This window comes from Rhodoferax sp. LB1P47, from assembly GCF_056521445.1.
Genome location: NZ_JBWMAU010000005.1, coordinates 179,519 through 200,229, shown reverse-complemented (window position 1 = coordinate 200,229; position 20,711 = coordinate 179,519). Strand labels below are relative to the sequence as shown.

The following is a 20,711-nucleotide window of genomic DNA, read 5'->3' as shown; positions in this document are numbered from 1 at the left end:
AGCTTCTTGGTCGGCTGCCATGGCCAGGGTTTGTTGCTTCATCTTTGTCGCCTTGCGAGTGATGAATACAGGCATGCAAGTCACGCGCCAGTTCTGGACTTATTCAGCCTTGCCTTAGCCGCTTTCATCTGGTGGCGCACCGAGGCAGAGGCCCGCTGCGTGTGTTCAGCTTGCAGCAAATGCTCGATCAACCAACGCGATGCTTGTACCCCTACATCCGTTGACTGGCCTTCCGGTGTTGCCAATTCCTCCCAAGCCACGGCCATGCCCTGTAGGCGCAGTTCTTTGAGTTCAGCAGCAATATCACGCATGACCCACCTCCATCAAGGTATCGGTGTCGTGCCCCGGATCAACCAAACTTCTCAGGCTGTCGTAACGCCCCGTGTTGGCCGCAGGAGGCTCCCTGAGCTGCAGGCTGTTCTGAACCGATTCGGGTATCGGTGTGGCGTTCAAGCGCGCCAGTACGTTGAGGACGTGCTCGGTCCTGAGTACCCCTGATTCGATGACCAATTCCACCGCCACCAGTACCGCCTCCAGACCGTGGCTGGCGACAAAGTTGAGTACCTGTGCCATGACTTTGTCGCCCCCGTCATGGCGCATCAGTCCTTGGCGTAAGCGCAGCAATGGCGCGGGCATGTCGGCAAAGGGTGCACCGTTTCTCAAAGCTCCGGGCTTGCGTTGTACCAAGTCGATGTAGTGCTGCCAGTCGTAGTAGATGTGGCCTCTATCGGCCACGCGCGCGTGGCTGGCCACAATGGCCTCGTCGGTGGCAATCTCTACCCGGTGGGGGTACAGCCGGGTGCTGACGTACTGGCCAGCCAATTCACAAGGGACTGAATAACGGTTGCGCGCTACCGCCACCAGGAAGGTGCTGGAGACCTTGGCAGACCGCTCGACGTAGCCGTCAAACGGTGTCGGCATGGACATCATCTCGGGGCGTTCTTGCTCCAGCATTTCTAGGACGCTGAAGAGCCTGTACTCGGGGTGGCGGATCTCTCCCCACAGCGCCCGGCAGCGCTCGCCCAGCCAGGCGTTGAACTCTTCAAAGCTGCTCCATTTGTGGGTCTGCGCGTCGATCCAGATGCGCCGCCTGCTGTCTTGGACATTCTTCTCGACCACACCCTTCTCCCAGCCGCTGGCGACGTTGCAGAAATCGGCATCGAAGAGCTAGTGCGCGCGCATGACGGCGAAGCGGGCGTTGACGGTACGGCCCTTGCCTTTCTTTACCTTGTCCACCGCCGTCTTCATGTTGTCGTAAATGCCTCGGCGGGCAACCCCGCCTAGGGCGGCGAAGGAGCGGGTATGGACATCGAACAGCATCTCGTGGCCTTGGCTGGGGTAGGCCACCAGCCAGAAGGCCCGACTTGCACACAGTTTCATGTGGGATACCTGCATGCGGTGGTAGATGCCTCCGACCACCATGCCTTCTTCGCTCCAGTCGAACTGGAAGGCTTCACCCAGTTCAAACATCAAGGGGACGAAGGCGTGGGGCTTTTTACTCTCGGCTGCTTTCCACTGGCGGATGTAATCGGTGACTCGGCTGTAGCTACCCATGTAGCCGCTGGTTTTGATTTGGATAAACAACGCTTTGCCTGTGCGCTGGTCTTGTTTATTGCGGCGGGCATCAGCTTTGAGGGCAAGCTCGTGTTCGTCGGTAAAGCCTGTCAGCTTGCCAAACCCCGCAGCTCTTTTGTAGGTCGGAGTCTTTACTTCCTCGGGTGTCCTGAGCCAGCGGCGTATCGTTTTACGTGACAGTCCTGTGCGCTTGGCGATTTCATGCAACGACACTTTGTCGCGCAAATGCATGCGCCGTATTTTTCCCAACATTCCCATGGTGATCACCTTGTTTGCTCCTGCCTAAAAAGTAGGCCGCGCTAGTAAAACACCTGGGTCAGTTTTAGATCGGCAGTGTGGCCTCTAGTGGGTCAGTTTTCGGTCGGCGGCAACAGAGGTGTAGTTGCCGCCAATCTTGATCTCCTCCTCGAAGTTGTAGCCCATGTGGGCGGCCACTGCATCAAATTTGGCATCGCGCGGGTGTTGCATGGGATATTTGTCCTCAGCGGTCGGCCGCTTTGATTTCTTGGGCTACCAGGTCGCGCAGGCCCTGTTCGCCCATCACCAGCAGGGGCTTGCCGTTGACGAAGAAGGTGGGGGTTTTGGCCACGTTCAGAGCGGTGACGTCGGCCGTGTCTTGCGCCAGGATGGCGGCAATGGCGGGGCTTAGCATGTCGCGTTTGGCTTTTTCAACGTCCAGGCCGATGGGTTGCAAAAACTCCCAGACGCGCTCTATCTGCGGGTTCCCGTGTTCGGCCCAGACGGGCTGGGACTTGAACACCGCTTCCAGGCTTTGCCAGTACAGCCCCTGGGTTTTTGCCGCTTCTAGGATTTTGACGACGGTGTCTGAGCCCTGGTGGAACGCGGCGTAGCGCAACACGAGCCGCACTTTGCCCGGGTGCTCGGCCATGACGGCTTTGACCAGCGGGTAGTAGGCCCGGCAGGCTTCGCAAGAGGGGTCTAAAAACTCGACAATGGTGACTTTGGCATCCACCGGGCCGACGCTGGGGGAGTGGAACTTCACCAGCGCGGCGGCGTTCTGGATGGCGGCATCGGCGCGCTCTGCGCCTTGCTGCTTTTGGTAGAACCACATGCCCGCTACAAACAGCAGCGCCACTGCAATGGCGGCGCCGATCAAGGTACTGGTTTTCGTCATACAGGTCTCTTTTTCTCACTTAAAAACAAGCCCATCCACAGGGCGGTAAATGCCAATAGCGACATCAATGGAATCGTCACAACGCCCCACAGTTCCAGCTTGACCTCGGCGCAGGACGGGCCTTTGCCGCAGGGCTGGATACTTTTGGGGATGAAGCCCAGGTACAGCAGGCAGTGGTAGGCCGCCAGTGCTGCGCCGATCAGAGCCAGCGGTTTGGCGTACCGCACCACGCCCGGGTCCTGGGCGTGCATGCCTACCGCCAGCACCACCACCAGAGCGTACATCGGGACGCGCTGGTACCAGCAGAGCACGCAGGGCACGTAGTCCATCACCTCGCTCAGAAACAGGCTGCCTGCGGTGGACACCAGGGCCAGCAGCCAGCAGGCTAAAAGCCACTGCCATTGGCGTGGGGTGGTGGCGATCGCGGTCGGGGTGGCGGGCATCATGCGCGAAACCGCACCAGCCGTAGGCCGTTGGCCACCACCAGCAAACTGGCCCCCACGTCGGCAAACACGGCCATCCACATGGTGCCGCTGCCGGTAAGCGTCAACACCAGAAACACGGCTTTGATGCCCAGCGCCAACACGATGTTTTGCACCAGCAGGGTATGGGTTTTGCGCGACAGGCGGATGAAGCGGGGCAGCTTGCGCAGGTCGTCGTCCATCAGGGCTACGTCTGCCGTTTCGATGGCGGTGCCGGTGCCTGCTGCGCCCATCGCAAAGCCGATGTCGGCGCGGGCCAGGGCGGGGGCGTCGTTGATGCCGTCGCCCACCATGCCCACCGCGCCACCTTTGCCCAGCATGCTTTCAATGGCTTTGAGTTTGTCTTCGGGCAGCAGGTCGCCACGGGCCTCGTCGATGCCGACTTGTGCCGCAATGGCCTGGGCGGTGTGGACGTTGTCGCCGGTGAGCATGGCGGTTTTGATGCCGAGCGCATGGAGCTCGGTGATGGCTTGGCTGCTGCTGTCTTTCACGGTATCGGCCACGGCGAACAGGCCCAGCACCGTATCGGCACGGGCCAGCAGGATGGCGGTTTTGCCTTGCTTTTCCAGCGCGGACAACTCCGCCTCCAGTGCGTCCGAGCACAGGCCCAATTCGTGGACCAGACGGTGGTTGCCCAGGGTGTAGAGCGTGCCGTCAATCTGGCCTTGGGTGCCTCGTCCGGGCAGAGCCTCGAAGCTGTCCACATGGCGCAGGGGAATGGCATCCTTTGTGGCTGCTGCGGTGACGGCTTTGGAGACCGGGTGGTCTGAGCGCGCGGCCAGGCTGGCGGCCAGGCTGCGGGTGTCGGCGCTGTCGCTGCCATTCCACACCAGGAAGTCGGTTTGTGCCGGTTTGCCGTGGGTGAGGGTGCCGGTCTTGTCGAGTGCGATCCACCCGAGTTTGCGGCCCTGCTCCAGGTACACGCCGCCCTTGACCAGAATGCCCAGGCGAGCCGCCGCCGCCAGGCCGCTGACGATGGTGACGGGGGTAGAGATAACCAGCGCACAGGGGCAGGCAATCACCAGCAAGACCAGCGCCTTGTAGATCCAGTCGAACCAGTCGCCGCCCATGAACAACGGCGGCAGAACGGCGATGCCGACGGCGATGGCGAAGACCGCCGGGGTGTAGACGCGGGCGAATTGGTCCACAAAGCGCTGCGTGGGGGCGCGTGCGCCCTGGGCCTCTTCCACCGCGTGGATGATGCGCGCCAAGGTGCTGTTGCCTGCCGTAGCGGTTACGGTGTATTCAAATGAGCCGGATGCGTTGATGGTGCCAGCGAAGACGGGGTCGCCCTCGGCTTTTTCCACCGGCAGGCTTTCGCCCGTGATGGGGGCCTGGTTGATGGCGGAGCGCCCGCTGGTGATGTTGCCATCCAGCGCAATGCGTTCGCCGGGCTGGATGCGGACCTTGGCACCGAGGGCAACGGTTTTGGCCGCCACCTCGCGCCAGGTGCCATCGGCTTGCTGCACGGTGGCGCGTTCCGGGGCAAGTTGCAGCAGGCCCTGGATGGCGTTGCGGGCGCGGTCCAGCGACTTGGCTTCGATCAGCTCGGCCACGGTGAACAGCACCATCACCATCGCGGCCTCGGGCCACTGGCCAATCAGCAACGCGCCGGTGACGGCAATGCTCATCAGCGCGTTGATGTTGAGCTGGCCGTTGCGGATGGCGATCCAGCCCTTCTTAAAAGTAGTGAGCCCGCACGCCAGCACCGCTACGGTGGCCAGCACCGCCGCCATCCAGGGGGGCAAGCCTGCCCATTGCACGGCCTCTGACGCGATGGCCGCAACCCCGGCCAATGCCAGCGGCCACCAGGGTTTGGTGGGTTCGGGCGTGCTCGCGGTGGGTGATCCGTCGGCGATTTCCGGGGTAAAGCCCAAAGAGCGCACAGCCTCCAGAATGCTGTCAATGGCCTGGGGCGCGTGGGTCACAGTTAGCACGCGCTGCATCAGGTTGAACTCCATCCCCGCCACGCCGGGCATGTTGCCCAGCTTTTTGCGCAGCAGGCCTTCTTCCGTGGGGCAATCCATCTGCATGATACGGATGGGGGTTTGCATGCGGCCATCGGTGGCCTCGGCTTTTCCCAGCGGGGCCTGCACGGGCTCGGCATGGCTGCCACAGCAGGCGGTTTCTCCATGCCCATGACCGTGGGTGTGCGAGTGTTCGTGGTGGTGGGTGTGGTCGGACATAGGGCTTTCTGGATCGGGTTTTCCCCATTAAGCAACCTGAAGCTACTGTAGAGTCAACCCCTATTTACGAAAGACCGTATGAAGATTGGTGAATTGGCGCTGGCCGCCCAGTGCACGGTGGAGACGGTGCGCTACTACGAGAAAGAAGGGTTGCTGCCCGCGCCTGCGCGCACGGCGGGCAACTTCCGGGTGTATGGCCCGGCGCACCTGGAGCGGCTGCGCCTCATCCGCAACTGCCGGGCGCTGGACATGAGCCATGCCGAAATCCATGCCCTGCTGGCGCTGGCCGACCAGCCCGCCAGCGACTGCGGCGCGGTCAACGCTGTGTTCGACCAGCACATTGCCCATGTGGACGAGCGGATACGGGAGCTGGCGCAGCTGAAGTTGCAGTTAACCGCCCTGCGCGAGCGCTGTGGATCGGCGCAGGCGGTGGATGCCTGCGGTATTTTGCAAGGGCTGGCGGCGATGGCGGTTGACTCCCAAGCCACGCGGCATACCCATTTAGGATGACATCCTCAAGGAGTCCACCATGCACACCAAAAACCACTGGGAAACCGTCTACACCACCAAGCCCGTCGACGGCGTGAGCTGGTTCCAGCCGCATGCCGAGATGTCGATGCGCTTCATCCGCGCCAGCGGGCTGGGGTGCGATGCCGCCATTCTGGATGTGGGAGGCGGAGCCTCCACCCTGGTCGATGACCTGCTGGATGGCGGCTATACCCAGGTGGGCGTGCTGGACCTGTCGGCTGCTGCGCTGGCCGAGAGCCGCCACCGCCTGGGGCCGCGTGCTGATACCGTGCGCTGGGTGGTGGCCGACATCACCCGGGCTGACCTGGCGCCGCACAGCATCGACCTGTGGCACGACCGTGCGGTGTTCCATTTTTTGACCACCGATGCAGACCGTGCGGCCTACGTGCGGCAGGTGTTGCGGGCGCTCAAGCCGGGTGGCCACGCCATCGTGGCCACCTTTGGCGTGAATGGCCCGGCGCAATGCAGCGGCCTGCCGGTCATGCGCTACGCCCCGGATGCGCTGCATGCGGAATTTGGCGCGGCCTTCACCTTGCTTGCCCACGAGGAACAACTGCACCACACACCGTTGGGCACTGACCAGCACTTCATCTACTGCATGTGCCGCAAGTGGCTGGCATGAACCCGCTGCACCGCGCCGCGCCGCCCGCCCTGGGCGCGGCCATTTTGTTTGGCGGGGCGCTGGGGCCGCTGCTGTTGATGCTGGGGCTGGCGCACACCACGGCGGCCAGCGCCTCGCTGCTGCTGAATTTTGAGTCGGTGCTGACGGCGGTGTTGGCGTGGCTGGTGTTCCGTGAAAACGCCGATCGCCGCACCGTGCTGGGCATACTGCTGTTTGTGCTGGCCCTGCGTGGGCTGGGCGCGGCACGCACCGGGGGGTATTTTTCGATTGCGCCGTTTGTTGGGGCCGCTATGGCGGTATTGGTGTTTGGCGAGCCCACGGGCGGGGTGTTTTGGGTGGCTGCGGCCTTGATGGCGGTGGGCGTGTGGCTGCATTTGACCGAACACCACGCCCATTCGCATACCCATGTGGTCTTGGCACATGTCCATCGGCACACACACGATGCGCACCACCAGCATGCGCACGACTTTGCCTGGGACGGCGTAGCGCCGCATACCCATCCGCACCCGCATGCGCCGCTACAGCACAGCCATGCACACTTTCTCGACATCCATCACCGGCATGGGCACTGAATAAATTTATAAGAAAAGTGGCTGTAGCGCAGGTATCACCTGCGATGATTGCTATATAAAGTGCAGCAAATAAAAAAGGAGGCAAAGCCTCCTTTTTTGGGGTGAACGCTGCTTACTTGCCGTTGGCCATTTCATGCCGGTCGGCGGCGGCGAACAGGTCAGCGGCAAAGCCACGGTCGCTCTCGGCATAGGACTCGGCCATTTTGCGGACTTGTTCTGCTTCGTCAAACACCGTCAGGGCGCGGGGCGCAGCGGTTTTGAACAGCGTGGCAGACACGGCGGCGGCCAGCTTGGCGGCGGCGGCAACGAATTCTTGCAGGGCAGAACTGACGGGGGCATGGGTGGCGCTGGTCAGTTGCAGGGTGTTGGTGGACATGGTGTTTACTCCTATGCGCCGGGTTGGCGCTGGAGTGAATTATAGGGTTAACCCTTTACTGTCGCAAGCAAAATACTAGGGTTAACCCTCTATCGCAAGGCTTAATTAAAAACCGCGATTTATTCCAACACGGTTTGCCGCACCGCATGCTCCCAGCGGGCCATCAACTCGGCGGCGCGGGTGCGCGCCAGTGTGGGCACAAAGCGCCGCTCGGCACGCCACAGGGCGGCCAGTTCGTCGGTGTTGCGGTACACCCCCACGGCCAGCCCCGCCAGGTAGGCGGCCCCCAGGGCGGTGGTTTCCGTCACTGCCGGGCGCACCACAGGAATGCCCAGCAGATCGGCCTGGAATTGCATCAGCAGGTCGTTGACGCAGGCCCCTCCATCTACCCGCAGCTCGGCCACGGGCGTGCCCCCGGCCTGCACCGCGTCGCGGCCCATGGCCAGCAGCAGGGCCGCGCTCTGAAAGGCGATGCTCTCCAGCGCGGCGCGGGCAATGTGGGCCAGCGTGGTGCCACGGCTTAAGCCCGTGATGCTGCCGCGTGCCTCGGGCTTCCAGTAGGGTGCGCCCAGGCCGGTGAAGGCGGGTACAAACATCACGCCACCGGAGTCGGGCACGCTTTGGGCCAGGCTTTGCACTTCGCTGCTGTGGGGAATGGCCTTGAGCCCGTCGCGCAGCCACTGCACCACCGCGCCGCCCACAAACACGCTGCCTTCGATGGCGAATTCGGGCTGGCTAGACGGCTGGGCCGCGCTGGTGGTGAGCAAGCCGTTGTGCGAGGTTTGGAAGCTGCTGCCGGTGTGCATCAGCATGAAGCAGCCGGTGCCATAGGTGTTTTTGGCCATGCCGGCCTTGAAACAGGCTTGGCCGAACAGCGCGCTTTGCTGGTCGCCCGCCACGCCGCCGATGGGAATGGCGTGGCCCAGCAGCGCCGGGCTGACTTCGCCGTAGATCGCACTGCTGGGTTGGACGGCGGGCATCAGGCTGGCGGGGATGTCCAGCGCGGCCAGCAGCTCGGCATCCCACTGGTTGGTGTGCACGTTGAACAGCATGGTGCGCGATGCGTTGCTGACATCGGTGGCGTGCACCTGGCCTTCGGTGAGTTGCCACATCAGCCAGCTGTCGATGGTGCCAAACGCCAGCTCGCCGCGCTCGGCCTGCGCCCGGGCCTGGGGTACGTGGTCGAGCAGCCATTTGAGTTTGGTGCCGGAGAAGTAGGCGTCTACCAGCAACCCGGTTTTGCGTTGGATCACATCGGCCATGCCATCGGCGCGCAGTTGCACGCAGGTGGGTTCGGCGCGCCGGTCTTGCCAGACGATGGCGTGGTGGATGGGCTGGCCGGTGGCGCGGTTCCACACCACGGTGGTTTCGCGCTGGTTGGTGATGCCGACGGCGCGGATGTCCCGGGCGGTGAGCCCAGCCTGGTCCAGCGCGTCACGGGCGGTGGCCAGCTGGGTGCGCCAGATCTCGGCGGGATCGTGTTCTACCCAACCCGGCTGCGGAAAGATTTGCGGCAGTTCGAGCTGCGATTGGCTGATGATGTGCCCATCGGCGTGGAACACGATGCTGCGCGAGCTGGAGGTGCCCTGGTCAAGGGCGAGGAGGTAGGTCATGGGGATGTAGCGATGTGGCAGCGGACTTGGGCATCGCGCAGCAGGGCGGGGAAGGGGTCGGGTATCAGAGCGTCGGTAAACAGGCGGTCGATCTGCGACAGGCAGGCCACTTCCACCATCGCCGGGCGGTTGAATTTGCTGCTGTCGGCGGCCAGCCAGACCTCGCGGGCGTGGTGGATGATGGCTTGCGACACCTTCACTTCCCGGTAATCAAAGTCGCGTAGCGTGCCGTCTATTTCTATGGCCGAAATGCCGATCAGCGCAATGTCTACCTTGAACTGGCGTATGAAATCTATAGCAGCCTCGCCCACCACGCCCCGGTCGCGCCCGCGCACCACGCCGCCCACGATGATCACCTCGCACTGCGGGTTGGCGCTGAGGATGGTGGCCACGTTCAGGTTGTTGGTAATGACGCGCAGGCCCTTGTGCTGCATCAGCGCCTTGGCGATGGCCTCGGTGGTGGTGCCGATGTTGAGGATTAGCGAGCAGTCGTTGGGCACCTCGGCGGCTACTGCGCGGGCGATGCGGGCCTTGCCCTCGGCGTGCAGGTTTTCGCGCTGCGGGTGGGCTATGTTTTCAATGGTGGAGCTGGGCACGCGCACGCCGCCGTGGAAGCGGGTGAGCAGGCCGTCATCGGCCATGCGCTGCACGTCGCGGCGCACGGTTTGCAGGGTCACGCCCAGCTTGTCCGCCAGTTGGTCTACGGTGAGGGAGCCCTGGGCTTGCACCGCTTGCAGCAGCAGTAGTTGTCGGGGGTTGGGATTCACGTTGTTCTGTTTTGGTTAAAAGTCGTGCTGGCGACTTTAAAACGAAAGACAAAGAACCTACCAAGGGTTGTTACTGAGAAAAAAGAAACGTAAACGAACAATAATTATCAAATTCGAAGATTTAAATCCATTTCAGTAAAGGAACACGATGCAGTTGAGCTTAGAAGGCATCAGCAAAAAGGTGGGGGCGCAGACGTGGCTGTACGAGATGGGTATTGCCCCCCAGCCTGGTGCGGTCACCGTGCTGCTGGGTGCCACCCAGGCGGGTAAGACCAGCCTGATGCGCATCATGGCGGGCCTGGATGTGCCCACCCATGGCCGGGTCAAGGTGGACGGCGTGGACGTGACGGGCCAGCCGGTGCGCGAGCGCAATGTGGCCATGGTGTACCAGCAGTTCATCAACTACCCCTCGCTCAAGGTGCGCGACAACATCGCCTCGCCACTCAAGCTGCGCGGTGAAAAAAACATGGAGCAAAAAGTCCGTGCGCTGGCCGAGAAGCTGCACATCGAGATGTTTCTGGACCGCTTTCCCGCCGAGCTGTCGGGTGGCCAGCAGCAGCGCGTGGCCCTGGCCCGTGCGCTGGCCAAGGCGGCTCCGTTGATGCTGCTGGACGAGCCATTGGTAAATCTGGATTACAAGCTGCGCGAAGAGCTGCGCGATGAGTTGAGTGCGCTGTTTGCCGCCGGTGAATCCACCGTGGTCTACGCCACCACCGAGCCGGGCGAGGCCTTGCTGCTGGGCGGCTACACGGCGGTGATGGATGCGGGCGAGCTGCTGCAATACGGCCCCACAGCCGAGGTGTTTCACCAGCCCAAATCCCTGCGCGTGGCGCGGGCTTTTAGCGACCCACCGATGAATTTGGTGGCTGCCCAGGCGGTTTCTGGCGGCGTGCAATTGCAGGCCGGGCCGATGTTGGCGCTGGACTTGCCGCCCACGTCGGACGGCAAGCTCACTGTGGGGCTGCGCGCCAGTGCACTGCGGGTGCAGCAACGCCCAGGGGATGTGGCATTGACGGGGCATGTGGAGCTGGCGGAAATTTCGGGATCAGACACTTTTGTGCATGTCTCTACGCCCATCGGCGAGCTGGTGGCCCAGCTGACAGGGGTGCACTATTTTGAATTGGGCACAGCTTTGGCTTTGTACTTCCACGCCACGCAGGCGTATGTATTTGACGGGCATGGCGCTTTGCTCTTGGCCCCCGTGCGGCGGAGGGCTGCGTAATGGCGCGTATTGAACTCGACTTGGCGCACGCTTACCGCGCCAACCCCACGCAAGACAGCGACTACGCTCTGTTGCCGCTGAAGATGACCTTCAACGACGGCGGTGCCTATGCGCTGCTAGGCCCATCGGGCTGTGGCAAGACCACCATGCTGAACATCATGTCGGGCTTGGTGGCTCCATCGCAGGGCACGGTGCTGTTTGACGGCAAGGACGTGACCCGTGCCTCGCCGCAGGAGCGCAATATCGCCCAGGTGTTCCAGTTCCCGGTGATCTACGACACCATGACGGTGGCCGAGAACCTGGCTTTTCCGCTGCGCAACCGCAAGGTACCGCAGGCGCAGATCGACAAGCGCGTGGGCGAGATTGCAGAGATGCTGGAGATGAGCGGCCAGCTCAACCAGCGCGCAGCCAACCTGGCGGCCGATGCCAAGCAGAAGATTTCGCTGGGCCGAGGCCTGGTGCGGCCCGATGTGTCGGCGGTGCTGTTTGACGAGCCGTTGACGGTGATCGACCCACACCTGAAATGGCAGCTGCGGCGCAAGCTCAAGCAGATCCACCGCGAGCTCAAGCTGACGTTGATTTACGTGACCCATGACCAGGTCGAGGCGCTGACCTTCGCCGAGCAGGTGGTGGTGATGACGCGTGGCCGTGCCGTGCAAGTAGGCTCGGCCGATGCGCTGTTTGAGCGGCCCAGCCATACCTTTGTGGGCAATTTTATTGGTTCGCCCGGAATGAACTTTTTGCCTGCGCAGGCCACTGGCAGCCAATTGCAAGTGGCGGGTGCGCAATGGGCCTTGCCCCGCGCGCTGCCCATCGGTGCGCTCAAGCTGGGCGTGCGGCCCGAATACGTGGCTTTGGCGCAGCCTGCAACCCTGGGCGCGCTGCTGTGCACGGTGGCCAAGATCCAGGACGTAGGCACCCATGTGATGCTGACGGCGATGGTCGATGGCAAAGTGCTCAAAGCCCGCCTGAGCCCCGAGGTGCAACTGCCTGCGGTGGGTGAAAGTCTGTGGCTACAGGTGTTGGGCGAGCACACCTGCTTTTATAAGAACGAGGAGATTGTGCAATGAGCACCACCACCAAACCGGTGAACCAGAAGGCCTGGTTCTTGATTCTGCCGGTGCTGATCTGCGTGGCGTTTTCCGCCATCATCCCGCTAATGACGGTGGTGAACTATTCGGTGCAAGACATCATCTCGCCCGAGCGCCGCGTGTTTGTGGGCACCGAGTGGTTTGTGGCGGTGATGCGCGACGAAGAGCTGCACGCGGCGTTGCTGCGGCAAATCACCTTCTCTCTGGCGGTGCTGGCGGTGGAACTTCCGCTGGGCATCTTGCTGGCTTTGTCGATGCCAGCGGATGGTTGGAAGGCTTCGGTGGTGCTGGTGATCGTGTCGCTGTCGCTGCTGATCCCGTGGAATGTGGTGGGGACCATCTGGCAGATTTTTGGCCGCTCGGATATTGGGCTGCTGGGGGCTGCCTTGCAGGGCATGGGCATTGACTACAGCTATACCGGCAACGCCACACATGCCTGGCTCACCGTGCTGTTAATGGACGTGTGGCACTGGACGCCGCTGGTGGCCTTGCTGGGCTATGCGGGCTTGCGCTCTATTCCCGATGCGTACTACCAGGCCGCACGCATCGACGGCGCCAGCAAGCTGGCGGTGTTCCGCTACATCCAGCTGCCCAAGATGCGCGGCGTGCTGATGATTGGTGTGCTGCTGCGTTTCATGGACAGCTTCATGATCTATACCGAGCCTTTTGTGCTGACCGGTGGCGGGCCGGGCAATGCGACCACCTTTCTGTCGCAATTCCTGACGCAAAAAGCCGTGGGCCAGTTTGACCTGGGGCCAGCAGCGGCGTTCTCGCTGATCTATTTCCTCATCATCCTGTTGCTGTGCTTCATCCTCTACAACTGGATGCAGCGTGTCGGCACCCAAGAAAAAGAAGGCGGCCATGAATAAACCTAAATTTCAAAAGCGGACGATCTTTCTGTTCGCCTACATCATCTTCGCCTTGCTGCCCATCTATTGGATGGTCAACATGTCGTTCAAGACGAACAGCGAAATCGTGGCCAGCTTTTCGCTGTTTCCCCAGCACTTCACCTGGGACAACTACCGCACCATCTTGACCGATCCGTCGTGGTACTCGGGCTACATCAATAGCCTGATTTACGTGAGCATCAACATGGTGATCACGCTCACCGTGGCGCTGCCTGCGGCGTATGCGTTTTCGCGCTACAGCTTCCTGGGCGACAAGCATGTGTTCTTCTGGTTGCTGACCAACCGCATGACCCCGCCGGCGGTGTTCTTGTTGCCGTTTTTTCAGCTCTACACCACCGTGGGTTTGATGGACACGCACTTGGCGGTGGCGCTGGCGCATTTGCTGTTCAGCGTGCCGCTGGCGGTATGGATTCTGGAGGGCTTCATGAGCGGTATTCCGCGCGAGATCGACGAGACGGCCTACATCGACGGCTACACCTTCCCGCGCTTTTTCATCACCATCTTCCTGCCGTTGATCAAGGCCGGTGTGGGGGTGGCGGCGTTCTTCTGCTTCATGTTCAGCTGGGTCGAACTGCTGCTTGCCCGCACCCTGACCAGCGTGAACGCCAAGCCCATCGTGGCCACCATGACGCGCACCGTGTCGGCATCCGGCATGGACTGGGCCACCCTGGCGGCAGCCGGTGTATTGACCATCGTTCCCGGTGCCATCGTGATCTGGTTTGTGCGCAATTACATCGCAAAAGGTTTTGCGATGGGCAGAGTTTGAAGCGAAGGAGTAGCTATGTTTGAGTGGATGGCGTGGACCTTGCCGGTCGCAGTTTTCTTTATTTGCATCGCGCTGATGTTGGCGGGCATGACAGTGTGGGAGATCAAGTCGCCCACCACGGTGCGGCGCGGATTCTTACCGATGGAAACCACCCGGGGCGATCGCTTGTTTATCGGTTTGCTGAGTGCTGCGTATGTGAACCTGATTTTTGTCGGCCTAAGCGGCAAGTTTGCCGCGTGGTTCAGCCTGGAAGGCGATCCGTCGATCTGGATCAGCTTTGTGCTGTCTATGGCGGTCTTGGCGCTGGTGATGCGCAAGGGTTAAGGGATGTTTAAGGATTCGGCTTTCCTCTCCCCCAGAGCCGAGCAAGCCTTTGTGATCTATGGGGGTGCATACCAATCAGGAGACGAGACATGAAGATGCGTTATTCCCACCTGGCCATCGCCGCCGTGTGCGCGCTGACGGGCCACGCTTTCGCCGATGAGGCGGCAGCCAAGAAATGGATCGACAACGAGTTCCAGCCTTCGACTCTGAACAAGGACCAGCAAGCCGCCGAGCTGAAGTGGTTTATTGATGCGGCCAAAAAGCTGCAAGCCAAGGGCGTAAAGGAAATTTCGGTTGTGTCCGAAACCATCACCACCCACGAATACGAGAGCAAGACGCTGGCCAAGGCGTTTGAGGAGATCACCGGCATCAAGGTCAAGCACGACCTGATCCAAGAGGGTGACGTGGTTGAGAAGCTGCAAACGTCCATGCAATCCGGCAAGTCGATCTATGACGGCTGGATCACCGACTCCGACCTGATTGGTACGCACTACCGTTACGGCAAGGTGATGAACCTGACCGACTACATGGCAGGCAAGGGCAAAGAGTGGACCAACCCAGGCCTAGACCTGAAAGACTTTATCGGCACCAGCTTCACCACCGGTCCCGACAAAAAGCTGTACCAGTTGCCTGACCAACAGTTTGCCAACCTGTATTGGTTTCGTGCCGATCTGTTTGCCCGCCAAGACCTGAAAGATAAGTTCAAGGCCAAGTACGGCTACGAACTCGGCGTGCCGCAGAACTGGAGCGCGTACGAAGATATTGCTGCTTTCTTCAGCGAAGACGTAAAGACCATCGACGGTAAGCCCGTCTATGGCCACATGGATTACGGCAAAAAAGACCCATCCCTGGGCTGGCGCTTTACCGATGCCTGGCTGTCCATGGCCGGTACGGCTGATATTGGCAACCCGAATGGCTTGCCGGTGGACGAGTGGGGCATCCGCGTAGGTGCCGACAAGTGCACCCCGGTCGGTGCTTCGGTGTCGCGCGGTGGTGCCACCAATTCGCCCGCTGCCGTGTACGCCTTGACCAAGTACGTGGACTGGATGAAGAAGTACGCGCCCAAAGAGGCCAGCGGTATGACCTTCGGCGAAGCCGGTCCTGTGCCCGCCCAGGGCCAAATCGCCCAGCAAATCTTCTGGTACACCGCGTTCACCGCCGACATGATCAAGCCCGGCCTGCCGGTGGTGAATGCCGACGGCACGCCCAAGTGGCGCATGGCCCCTGGCCCGAACGGCCCGTACTGGAAGCAGGGCATGCAAAACGGCTACCAGGACGTAGGTTCCTGGACCTTCTTTGCCAACCACGATGCCGACAAGACCGCCGCAGCCTGGCTGTATGCACAGTTTGTGACGGCTAAGACCACTTCGCTGAAGAAGACCGTGGTGGGCCTGACCCCCATCCGTGAGTCCGACATCCAGAGCAAGGCCATGACCGATCTGGCCCCCAAGCTGGGTGGTTTGGTGGAGTTCTACCGCAGCCCTGCCCGCGTGGCCTGGTCGCCTACCGGTACCAATGTGCCTGATTACCCCAAGCTGGCACAGCTGTGGTGGAAGAACGTAGCCCAGGCCGTGACGGGTGAAAAGACCCCACAGGGCGCGATGGACAACCTGGCGGAAGAGATGGACCAGGTCATGTCGCGACTGGAACGCGCGGGCATGGCGCATTGCGCACCCAAGCTCAACCCCAAAGGCGACCCCAACAAGTACCTGAGCGACAAGGGCGCGCCCTGGAAGAAGTTGGCCAACGAGAAGCCAAAAGGCGAAACTATAGCTTACGAAACGCTGCTGAACGCTTGGAAGAATGGCAAGGTGCGTTAATGCCGTAACTGGGATGCAATAGGCCCTGAGCGGGCCGCGTGGACTCTGGACTACGCGGCCTTTTTTCATCCCGCCGGGCTTCGCTCTTGGCGGGATGGTTTGATTGGTGAAATGTAGGTTTATGTCGCTCGCACCCCCTCCCCAAGTGACCTTGCGTACCGCGTTGATGGCGCAATTGACCGCTCCTGCCCGTTTCGACCTGGTGGTGGTGGGTGGCGGTGCGACCGGCTTGGGGGTGGCACTAGATGCCGCGTCCCGTGGGTTCAGCGTCGCCCTGGTCGAGTCGCACGACTTTGCCAAGGGCACTTCATCGCGCGCGACCAAACTGGTCCACGGCGGCGTGCGCTATCTGGCCCAGGGCAACATCGCCTTGGTACGCGAGGCACTGCATGAACGCACTACGCTGCTCAACAACGCGCCACATCTGGCCCAGCGACTGGCTTTTGTGATGCCGTCGTACAAGCTGTTGGATACACCGTTTTACGGCATCGGCTTGAAGATGTACGACGCGCTGGCGGGCAAAGCGGGTTTGGGTCCAACCGAGTTTTTAGGCCGCGATAAAACCCTGCAATACCTGCCCACCGTACAGGCCCGGGGCCTTAAGGGCGGTGTCAAGTACTGGGATGGCCAGTTTGACGATGCTCGGCTGGCCCTGGTGCTGGCCCGCACTGCGGCGGCCTATGGAGCAGAGATTGTCAATTACTGTGCCGCCACCGGCTTGCTGCACGAAGACGGCAAAGTGGCGGGCGTGCACTGCGTAGACGGTGAAACCGGCGCCAAGATCACCCTGCGCGCAGGCTGCGTAGTGAATGCCACCGGCGTGTGGGTGGACACCTTCCGCCAGCAAGACGGCGAAGCCACCGGACGGGAGGTCAAGCCCATGGTGGCTCCCAGTCAGGGCGTACACATCGTGGTGGACCGAGAGTTTTTGCCCGGCGACCACGCCATGCTGGTGCCCAAAACCGCCGATGGCCGCGTGCTGTTCGCCGTGCCGTGGCTGGGTAAAGTCATTCTTGGCACTACCGATACACCGCGCGACGACCTGGCCCGCGAGCCGCGCCCGTTCAAAGAAGAGGTGGATTTCATCCTGAATGAGTCGGCCCGTTATTTAAGCCGCGCACCCACCCGAGCCGATGTTAAAAGCGTCTGGGTCGGCCTGCGTCCACTGGTCAAGCCACAAGACGAGGATGGCGGCAATACCAAGGGCATCAGCCGCGAGCACACGGTGCTGGTCAGCAAAAGCGGCCTTGTGACCGTGACGGGCGGCAAGTGGACCACCTACCGCGCCATGGCCGAAGACGTGCTGGACAAATGCTTCGAGGCCGCTTTGCTGCAACCGCGTAAGCCGGGCACAACGGCGACGCTGCGGTTGGTGGGCGCGGGTGCGGTCAACGATCCGCAGCGGCCAAGGATCAGCGATGCACCCGGCCTGCATGCATATGGAACCGAACAGCCCGCCGTGCAGGCATTGCCCGGCGGAGCCCGTTGGCTGGGTGGCGGGGTCACTGAGGGCATGGTGCGTTTTGCGGCGCGCTTTGAATATGCCCGCACCGTGGAGGATGTGCTGGCCCGGCGCAGCCGTTTGTTGTTTCTGGATGCCAAGCTGGCGGGGGATATCGCTCCGGCAGTTGCCGAGATCTTGCGGGAGGAGACGGGTGTCGATCCGCAACTGGATTCGTTTGCAGCGTTGGCGCAGCTCTATCTGACGCTGCCCACGTGAAGCCCTTGGTGCAATGGCCGCTGGAGGCGCGGCGCGGTCTGATTGGCGTACTAACCGACATTGACGATACCCTGACCACAGATGGCGCCATCACGGCCGATGCGCTGCAAGCCTTGGCGGATTTAAAGGCGGCAGGCCTGGCAGTCATCGCCATCACCGGTCGGCCAGTGGGTTGGAGCGAGCCCTTCGCGCAGAGTTGGCCGGTAGATGCGATAGTTGCGGAAAATGGCGCTGTCGCGCTGTTAAATACATGCAAAATAGCTCTCCAGCCCACATCCTATATGCGAGGACAGCTATCAAAATTATATCTACAGGATGCCGCTACCCGCCACACGAACTTCGCCCGCATGCAGCAAGTCGTACAAAGGGTGCTGGCTGAAGTGCCTGGGGTCCAACTTTCGAAAGACTCCGCTGGGCGTGAAACCGATATAGCGATCGACCACAGCGAATTCACCCATTTGCCCGCCGCGAAAATCGACCAAGTGGTGGCGATTTTGCAATCCGAAGGCATGCACGCCACGGTGAGCTCCATCCATATCAATGGTTGGTTTGGCAAGCATGACAAATGGGTGGGCGCGTGCTGGATAGTGAAATCCTTGCTGGGACGTGATTTAGCCGCCGAGCGCGGGCGTTGGGCGTATGTGGGCGACTCCACCAATGACCAACGCATGTTCGAAGCACTGCCGCACAGCATCGGTGTTGCCAATGTGCGACGGTTTGCGGCACAAATGGCGTTCAAGCCTCGCTACATCACCCAAAACGAGCGCGGCGCGGGCTTTTCCGAGGCCGCAAACGCCGTATTGGCCCATTTTTGATGGAGGTCGATGCTGTTTTTGTGCAATGGCAGTTGACGCATCAATAAATACTCGGCATAATCGTGGGCTTCGCTCTTAAAAAGCGATGCTTCTGCCCAAAGGAAGCGCTATGAGTGGTTTGTAGCGTGGACGACGGGCCCAAGACTGATCAGGCGAGTCGGTGGTAAACCGGTTCAACTGATGCAAGTTGGGAAAACATAGACATGATCCAAACTGAATCCCGGTTAGATGTTGCCGACAATACTGGTGCGAAATCCGTCCTCTGCATTAAGGTGCTGGGCGGGTCCAAGCGTCGCTATGCAAGCGTTGGCGATGTCATCAAAGTGAGCATTAAAGAAGCCGCTCCACGTGGTCGCGTCAAAAAAGGCGAGATCTACAGTGCAGTGGTGGTGCGCACGGCCAAAGGCATTCGTCGTGCAGACGGCTCCTTGGTCAAATTCGACGGCAACGCAGCAGTGTTGCTCAACGCAAAGCTGGAGCCCATCGGCACCCGCATCTTTGGACCCGTGACGCGCGAATTGCGTACCGAAAAGTTCATGAAGATCGTGTCCCTGGCTCCTGAAGTTCTGTAAGGACGCACCATGAACAAAATTCGCAAAGGCGATCAAGTCGTTGTGCTCACCGGGCGCGACAAGGGCAAGCGCGGCACCGTGGCGCTGCGTAAAGATGATTCTTATCTGTTGGTTGATGGCATCAACATGGTCAAGAAGCACGCTAAGCCAAACCCCATGAAGGGTGAGGCAGGCGGCATCATCGAAAAGAATATGCCTATTCACCAGTCCAACGTGGCCATCTTCAATGTGGCTACCGGTAAGGCTGATCGTGTTGGAATCAAGTTGCTGGCAGATGGCAAGCGCACCCGCGTTTACAAGTCTAGCGGCGAAGAAATCAAGGTTGCATGAGCATGGCACGTCTACAACAACTCTATCGCGATAAAGTCGCTCCCGAGCTGATGGCCAAGTTTGGCTACACCTCGCCGATGCAGGTTCCGCGTTTCACCAAAATCACCCTGAACATGGGTGTGAGCGAAGCGGTATCTGACAAGAAGGTCATGGACAACGCTGTTGCCGATCTGACCAAGATTGCAGGTCAGCGCCCTGTGGTGACCAAGGCTAAAAAAGCTATCGCGGGTTTCAAGATCCGTGAAGGCCAGGCCATTGGTTGCATGGTGACTTTGCGCGGCGTGCAGATGTTTGAATTCCTGGATCGTTTCGTTACCGTGGCTTTGCCCCGTGTGCGTGACTTCCGTGGTATCTCTGGTCGTGCTTTTGATGGCCGTGGAAATTACAACATCGGCGTGAAAGAGCAGATCATTTTCCCTGAAATCGAGTACGACAAGGTTGATGCCTTGCGCGGCCTCAATATCAGCATCACGACAACGGCCAAGAACGACGAAGAGTGCAAAGCACTGCTCGCCGGGTTCCGTTTTCCGTTCAAGAATTGAGGTGACGTGTGGCTAAACAAGCTTTGATCCAGCGCGAACTCAAGCGTGACCAATTGGTCGCGAAGTACGCAGCAAAACACGCAGAGTTGAAGGCGACTTCGACCGATGCCAAGAAAACCGACGACGAGCGTGCTGCAGCCCGCTTGGCTTTGCAAAAGCTTCCACGCAATGCAAACCCTACGCGCCAACGTAACCGTTGCGCAATCACGGGTCGTCCTCGTGGAACATTCCGTCAGTTTGGCTTGGCTCGCGCAAAAATTCGCGAACTGGCTTTTGCTGGCGATATCCCCGGTATGGTCAAGGCCAGCTGGTAAGTAAGGCAGGAGAACCTAAACATGAGTATGAGTGATCCCATCGCCGACTTGCTGACTCGCATCCGCAACGCGCAAATGGTGGCCAAAACGACTGTATCGATTCCTTCATCCAAAGTGAAGGTCGCGATAGCCCAAGTCTTGAAAGACGAAGGCTACATTGATGGCTTCAAGGTGAAAACCGAAGCCGGCAAAAGCGAACTTGAAATTACCTTGAAATATTACGCCGGTCGCCCTGTGATCGAGCGTATTGAGCGCGTTAGCCGTCCCGGCTTGCGTGTTTACAAAGGCCACGGCGCCATTCCTCAAGTCATGAATGGCTTGGGTGTGGCAATTGTTACCACTCCGCAAGGCGTGATGACGGACCGCAAAGCCCGCGCTACCGGTATCGGTGGTGAAGTTTTGTGCTACGTCGCTTAAGCAGGAGAAATAGC

General features: G+C 60.7%; 23 protein-coding genes and 2 pseudogenes. 16 read left to right on the top strand and 9 right to left on the bottom strand.

Annotated elements, in window-relative coordinates; translation table 11 throughout:
- Positions 1-80 precede the first annotated feature (80 nt).
- The 6 genes and pseudogenes from AC0969_RS08915 to AC0969_RS08890 form a co-directional block, all read right to left on the bottom strand.
- Positions 81-311, bottom strand: coding sequence for an ATP-binding protein (locus AC0969_RS08915; protein WP_479623779.1), 231 nt, complete (start codon positions 309-311; stop codon positions 81-83).
- Positions 304-1,833: pseudogene (gene istA / locus AC0969_RS08910) on the bottom strand (IS21 family transposase). The gene AC0969_RS08915 and the pseudogene istA overlap by 8 nt, the downstream one beginning before the upstream one ends.
- An 84-nt stretch (positions 1,834-1,917) precedes the next feature.
- Positions 1,918-2,043, bottom strand: coding sequence for a hypothetical protein (locus AC0969_RS08905; protein ID WP_479623778.1), 126 nt, complete (start codon positions 2,041-2,043; stop codon positions 1,918-1,920).
- A gap of 13 nt (positions 2,044-2,056) precedes the next feature.
- Positions 2,057-2,710 carry a DsbA family protein gene (locus AC0969_RS08900; protein ID WP_479623777.1) on the bottom strand — a complete coding sequence of 218 codons (654 nt, stop codon included), beginning with the start codon at positions 2,708-2,710 and terminating at the stop codon, positions 2,057-2,059.
- A complete protein-coding gene (locus tag AC0969_RS08895) occupies positions 2,707-3,156 on the bottom strand; it encodes a disulfide bond formation protein B (protein ID WP_479623776.1) in 450 nt (149 codons plus the stop codon). Before AC0969_RS08895 ends, AC0969_RS08900 begins: the two co-directional genes overlap by 4 nt.
- Positions 3,153-5,378: a heavy metal translocating P-type ATPase gene (locus AC0969_RS08890; protein WP_479623775.1), complete on the bottom strand. Its 2,226-nt coding sequence runs from the start codon at positions 5,376-5,378 to the stop codon at positions 3,153-3,155. Before AC0969_RS08890 ends, AC0969_RS08895 begins: the two co-directional genes overlap by 4 nt.
- Positions 5,379-5,456: 78 nt before the next feature.
- On the opposite strand from AC0969_RS08890, the gene cadR reads away from it, so the two are divergent.
- From cadR to AC0969_RS08875, 3 genes and pseudogenes are all read left to right on the top strand, one after another.
- Positions 5,457-5,888: a Cd(II)/Pb(II)-responsive transcriptional regulator gene (gene cadR, locus AC0969_RS08885; protein ID WP_479623774.1), complete on the top strand. Its 432-nt coding sequence runs from the start codon at positions 5,457-5,459 to the stop codon at positions 5,886-5,888.
- 19 nt (positions 5,889-5,907) lie between these two features.
- Positions 5,908-6,528: a class I SAM-dependent methyltransferase gene (locus AC0969_RS08880; RefSeq protein WP_479623773.1), complete on the top strand. Its 621-nt coding sequence runs from the start codon at positions 5,908-5,910 to the stop codon at positions 6,526-6,528.
- Positions 6,529-6,530: 2 nt separating this feature from the next.
- Positions 6,531-7,100, top strand: a pseudogene (locus AC0969_RS08875) (EamA family transporter); the annotation flags it as partial.
- A gap of 112 nt (positions 7,101-7,212) precedes the next feature.
- On the opposite strand, the gene AC0969_RS08870 reads toward AC0969_RS08875, so the two are convergent.
- The 3 genes from AC0969_RS08870 to AC0969_RS08860 all read right to left on the bottom strand — a co-directional run bounded on the left by AC0969_RS08870 (position 7,213) and on the right by AC0969_RS08860 (position 9,856).
- On the bottom strand, positions 7,213-7,476 hold the full coding sequence (locus AC0969_RS08870; RefSeq protein ID WP_479623772.1) for a hypothetical protein: 264 nt from the start codon (positions 7,474-7,476) through the stop codon (positions 7,213-7,215).
- Positions 7,477-7,595: 119 nt separating this feature from the next.
- Positions 7,596-9,089, bottom strand: a complete 1,494-nt coding sequence (gene glpK, locus AC0969_RS08865; protein ID WP_479623771.1) for a glycerol kinase GlpK — start codon at positions 9,087-9,089, stop codon at positions 7,596-7,598.
- Positions 9,086-9,856, bottom strand: coding sequence for a DeoR/GlpR family DNA-binding transcription regulator (locus tag AC0969_RS08860; protein ID WP_479623770.1), 771 nt, complete (start codon positions 9,854-9,856; stop codon positions 9,086-9,088). The genes glpK and AC0969_RS08860 overlap by 4 nt, the downstream gene beginning before the upstream one ends.
- Positions 9,857-10,004: 148 nt before the next feature.
- On the opposite strand from AC0969_RS08860, the gene AC0969_RS08855 reads away from it, so the two are divergent.
- From AC0969_RS08855 to rpsH, 13 genes are all read left to right on the top strand, one after another.
- Positions 10,005-11,078 (top strand): ABC transporter ATP-binding protein, encoded by a 1,074-nt coding sequence (locus AC0969_RS08855; protein WP_479623769.1) that lies wholly within the window; start codon positions 10,005-10,007, stop codon positions 11,076-11,078.
- Positions 11,078-12,148: an ABC transporter ATP-binding protein gene (locus AC0969_RS08850; protein WP_479623768.1), complete on the top strand. Its 1,071-nt coding sequence runs from the start codon at positions 11,078-11,080 to the stop codon at positions 12,146-12,148. The genes AC0969_RS08855 and AC0969_RS08850 overlap by 1 nt, the downstream gene beginning before the upstream one ends.
- A complete protein-coding gene (locus AC0969_RS08845) occupies positions 12,145-13,038 on the top strand; it encodes a carbohydrate ABC transporter permease (protein ID WP_479623767.1) in 894 nt (297 codons plus the stop codon). The genes AC0969_RS08850 and AC0969_RS08845 overlap by 4 nt, the downstream gene beginning before the upstream one ends.
- A complete protein-coding gene (locus tag AC0969_RS08840; protein WP_479623766.1) occupies positions 13,031-13,843 on the top strand; it encodes a carbohydrate ABC transporter permease in 813 nt (270 codons plus the stop codon). The genes AC0969_RS08845 and AC0969_RS08840 overlap by 8 nt, the downstream gene beginning before the upstream one ends.
- Before the next feature lie 15 nt (positions 13,844-13,858).
- Positions 13,859-14,167, top strand: coding sequence for a DUF2160 domain-containing protein (locus AC0969_RS08835; RefSeq protein WP_479623765.1), 309 nt, complete (start codon positions 13,859-13,861; stop codon positions 14,165-14,167).
- 89 nt (positions 14,168-14,256) lie between these two features.
- Positions 14,257-15,987, top strand: coding sequence for an ABC transporter substrate-binding protein (locus AC0969_RS08830; protein WP_479623764.1), 1,731 nt, complete (start codon positions 14,257-14,259; stop codon positions 15,985-15,987).
- A gap of 121 nt (positions 15,988-16,108) precedes the next feature.
- Positions 16,109-17,707, top strand: a complete 1,599-nt coding sequence (locus tag AC0969_RS08825; RefSeq protein WP_479623763.1) for a glycerol-3-phosphate dehydrogenase/oxidase — start codon at positions 16,109-16,111, stop codon at positions 17,705-17,707.
- Positions 17,704-18,522, top strand: a complete 819-nt coding sequence (locus tag AC0969_RS08820) for an HAD-IIB family hydrolase (protein WP_479623762.1) — start codon at positions 17,704-17,706, stop codon at positions 18,520-18,522. The genes AC0969_RS08825 and AC0969_RS08820 overlap by 4 nt, the downstream gene beginning before the upstream one ends.
- Before the next feature lie 203 nt (positions 18,523-18,725).
- The gene (gene rplN, locus AC0969_RS08815; RefSeq protein ID WP_068674584.1) at positions 18,726-19,094 is read left to right on the top strand and encodes a 50S ribosomal protein L14; all 369 of its coding nucleotides are present in this window, start codon (positions 18,726-18,728) and stop codon (positions 19,092-19,094) included.
- A gap of 9 nt (positions 19,095-19,103) precedes the next feature.
- Positions 19,104-19,424: a 50S ribosomal protein L24 gene (gene rplX / locus AC0969_RS08810; RefSeq protein WP_315226761.1), complete on the top strand. Its 321-nt coding sequence runs from the start codon at positions 19,104-19,106 to the stop codon at positions 19,422-19,424.
- Positions 19,425-19,426: 2 nt separating this feature from the next.
- On the top strand, positions 19,427-19,966 hold the full coding sequence (gene rplE / locus AC0969_RS08805) for a 50S ribosomal protein L5 (protein ID WP_315192382.1): 540 nt from the start codon (positions 19,427-19,429) through the stop codon (positions 19,964-19,966).
- An 8-nt stretch (positions 19,967-19,974) separates the two neighbouring features.
- Complete coding sequence (rpsN, locus tag AC0969_RS08800; RefSeq protein WP_479623761.1) at positions 19,975-20,280, top strand: 30S ribosomal protein S14; 306 nt, start codon at positions 19,975-19,977, stop codon at positions 20,278-20,280.
- Between the two features lie 21 nt (positions 20,281-20,301).
- Entirely contained in the window at positions 20,302-20,697 is a 396-nt protein-coding gene (gene rpsH, locus AC0969_RS08795; RefSeq protein WP_479623760.1) for a 30S ribosomal protein S8, read from the top strand.
- The last annotated feature ends 14 nt before the right edge of the window (positions 20,698-20,711 follow it).

Coding starts and splice junctions, on each gene's coding strand:
- AC0969_RS08845 (WP_479623767.1), top strand. CDS start 12,145: ATGAGCACCACCACCAAACCGGTGAACCAGAAGGCCTGGTTCTTGATT.
- AC0969_RS08850 (WP_479623768.1), top strand. CDS start 11,078: ATGGCGCGTATTGAACTCGACTTGGCGCACGCTTACCGCGCCAACCCC.
- AC0969_RS08900 (WP_479623777.1), bottom strand. CDS start 2,710: ATGACGAAAACCAGTACCTTGATCGGCGCCGCCATTGCAGTGGCGCTG.
- glpK (WP_479623771.1), bottom strand. CDS start 9,089: ATGACCTACCTCCTCGCCCTTGACCAGGGCACCTCCAGCTCGCGCAGC.
- AC0969_RS08895 (WP_479623776.1), bottom strand. CDS start 3,156: ATGATGCCCGCCACCCCGACCGCGATCGCCACCACCCCACGCCAATGG.
- AC0969_RS08905 (WP_479623778.1), bottom strand. CDS start 2,043: ATGCAACACCCGCGCGATGCCAAATTTGATGCAGTGGCCGCCCACATG.
- AC0969_RS08825 (WP_479623763.1), top strand. CDS start 16,109: ATGTCGCTCGCACCCCCTCCCCAAGTGACCTTGCGTACCGCGTTGATG.
- rplE (WP_315192382.1), top strand. CDS start 19,427: ATGGCACGTCTACAACAACTCTATCGCGATAAAGTCGCTCCCGAGCTG.
- AC0969_RS08915 (WP_479623779.1), bottom strand. CDS start 311: ATGCGTGATATTGCTGCTGAACTCAAAGAACTGCGCCTACAGGGCATG.
- AC0969_RS08835 (WP_479623765.1), top strand. CDS start 13,859: ATGTTTGAGTGGATGGCGTGGACCTTGCCGGTCGCAGTTTTCTTTATT.
- AC0969_RS08870 (WP_479623772.1), bottom strand. CDS start 7,476: ATGTCCACCAACACCCTGCAACTGACCAGCGCCACCCATGCCCCCGTC.
- cadR (WP_479623774.1), top strand. CDS start 5,457: ATGAAGATTGGTGAATTGGCGCTGGCCGCCCAGTGCACGGTGGAGACG.
- rpsH (WP_479623760.1), top strand. CDS start 20,302: ATGAGTATGAGTGATCCCATCGCCGACTTGCTGACTCGCATCCGCAAC.
- AC0969_RS08830 (WP_479623764.1), top strand. CDS start 14,257: ATGAAGATGCGTTATTCCCACCTGGCCATCGCCGCCGTGTGCGCGCTG.
- AC0969_RS08840 (WP_479623766.1), top strand. CDS start 13,031: ATGAATAAACCTAAATTTCAAAAGCGGACGATCTTTCTGTTCGCCTAC.
- rplX (WP_315226761.1), top strand. CDS start 19,104: ATGAACAAAATTCGCAAAGGCGATCAAGTCGTTGTGCTCACCGGGCGC.
- AC0969_RS08880 (WP_479623773.1), top strand. CDS start 5,908: ATGCACACCAAAAACCACTGGGAAACCGTCTACACCACCAAGCCCGTC.
- AC0969_RS08855 (WP_479623769.1), top strand. CDS start 10,005: ATGCAGTTGAGCTTAGAAGGCATCAGCAAAAAGGTGGGGGCGCAGACG.
- rplN (WP_068674584.1), top strand. CDS start 18,726: ATGATCCAAACTGAATCCCGGTTAGATGTTGCCGACAATACTGGTGCG.
- AC0969_RS08890 (WP_479623775.1), bottom strand. CDS start 5,378: ATGTCCGACCACACCCACCACCACGAACACTCGCACACCCACGGTCAT.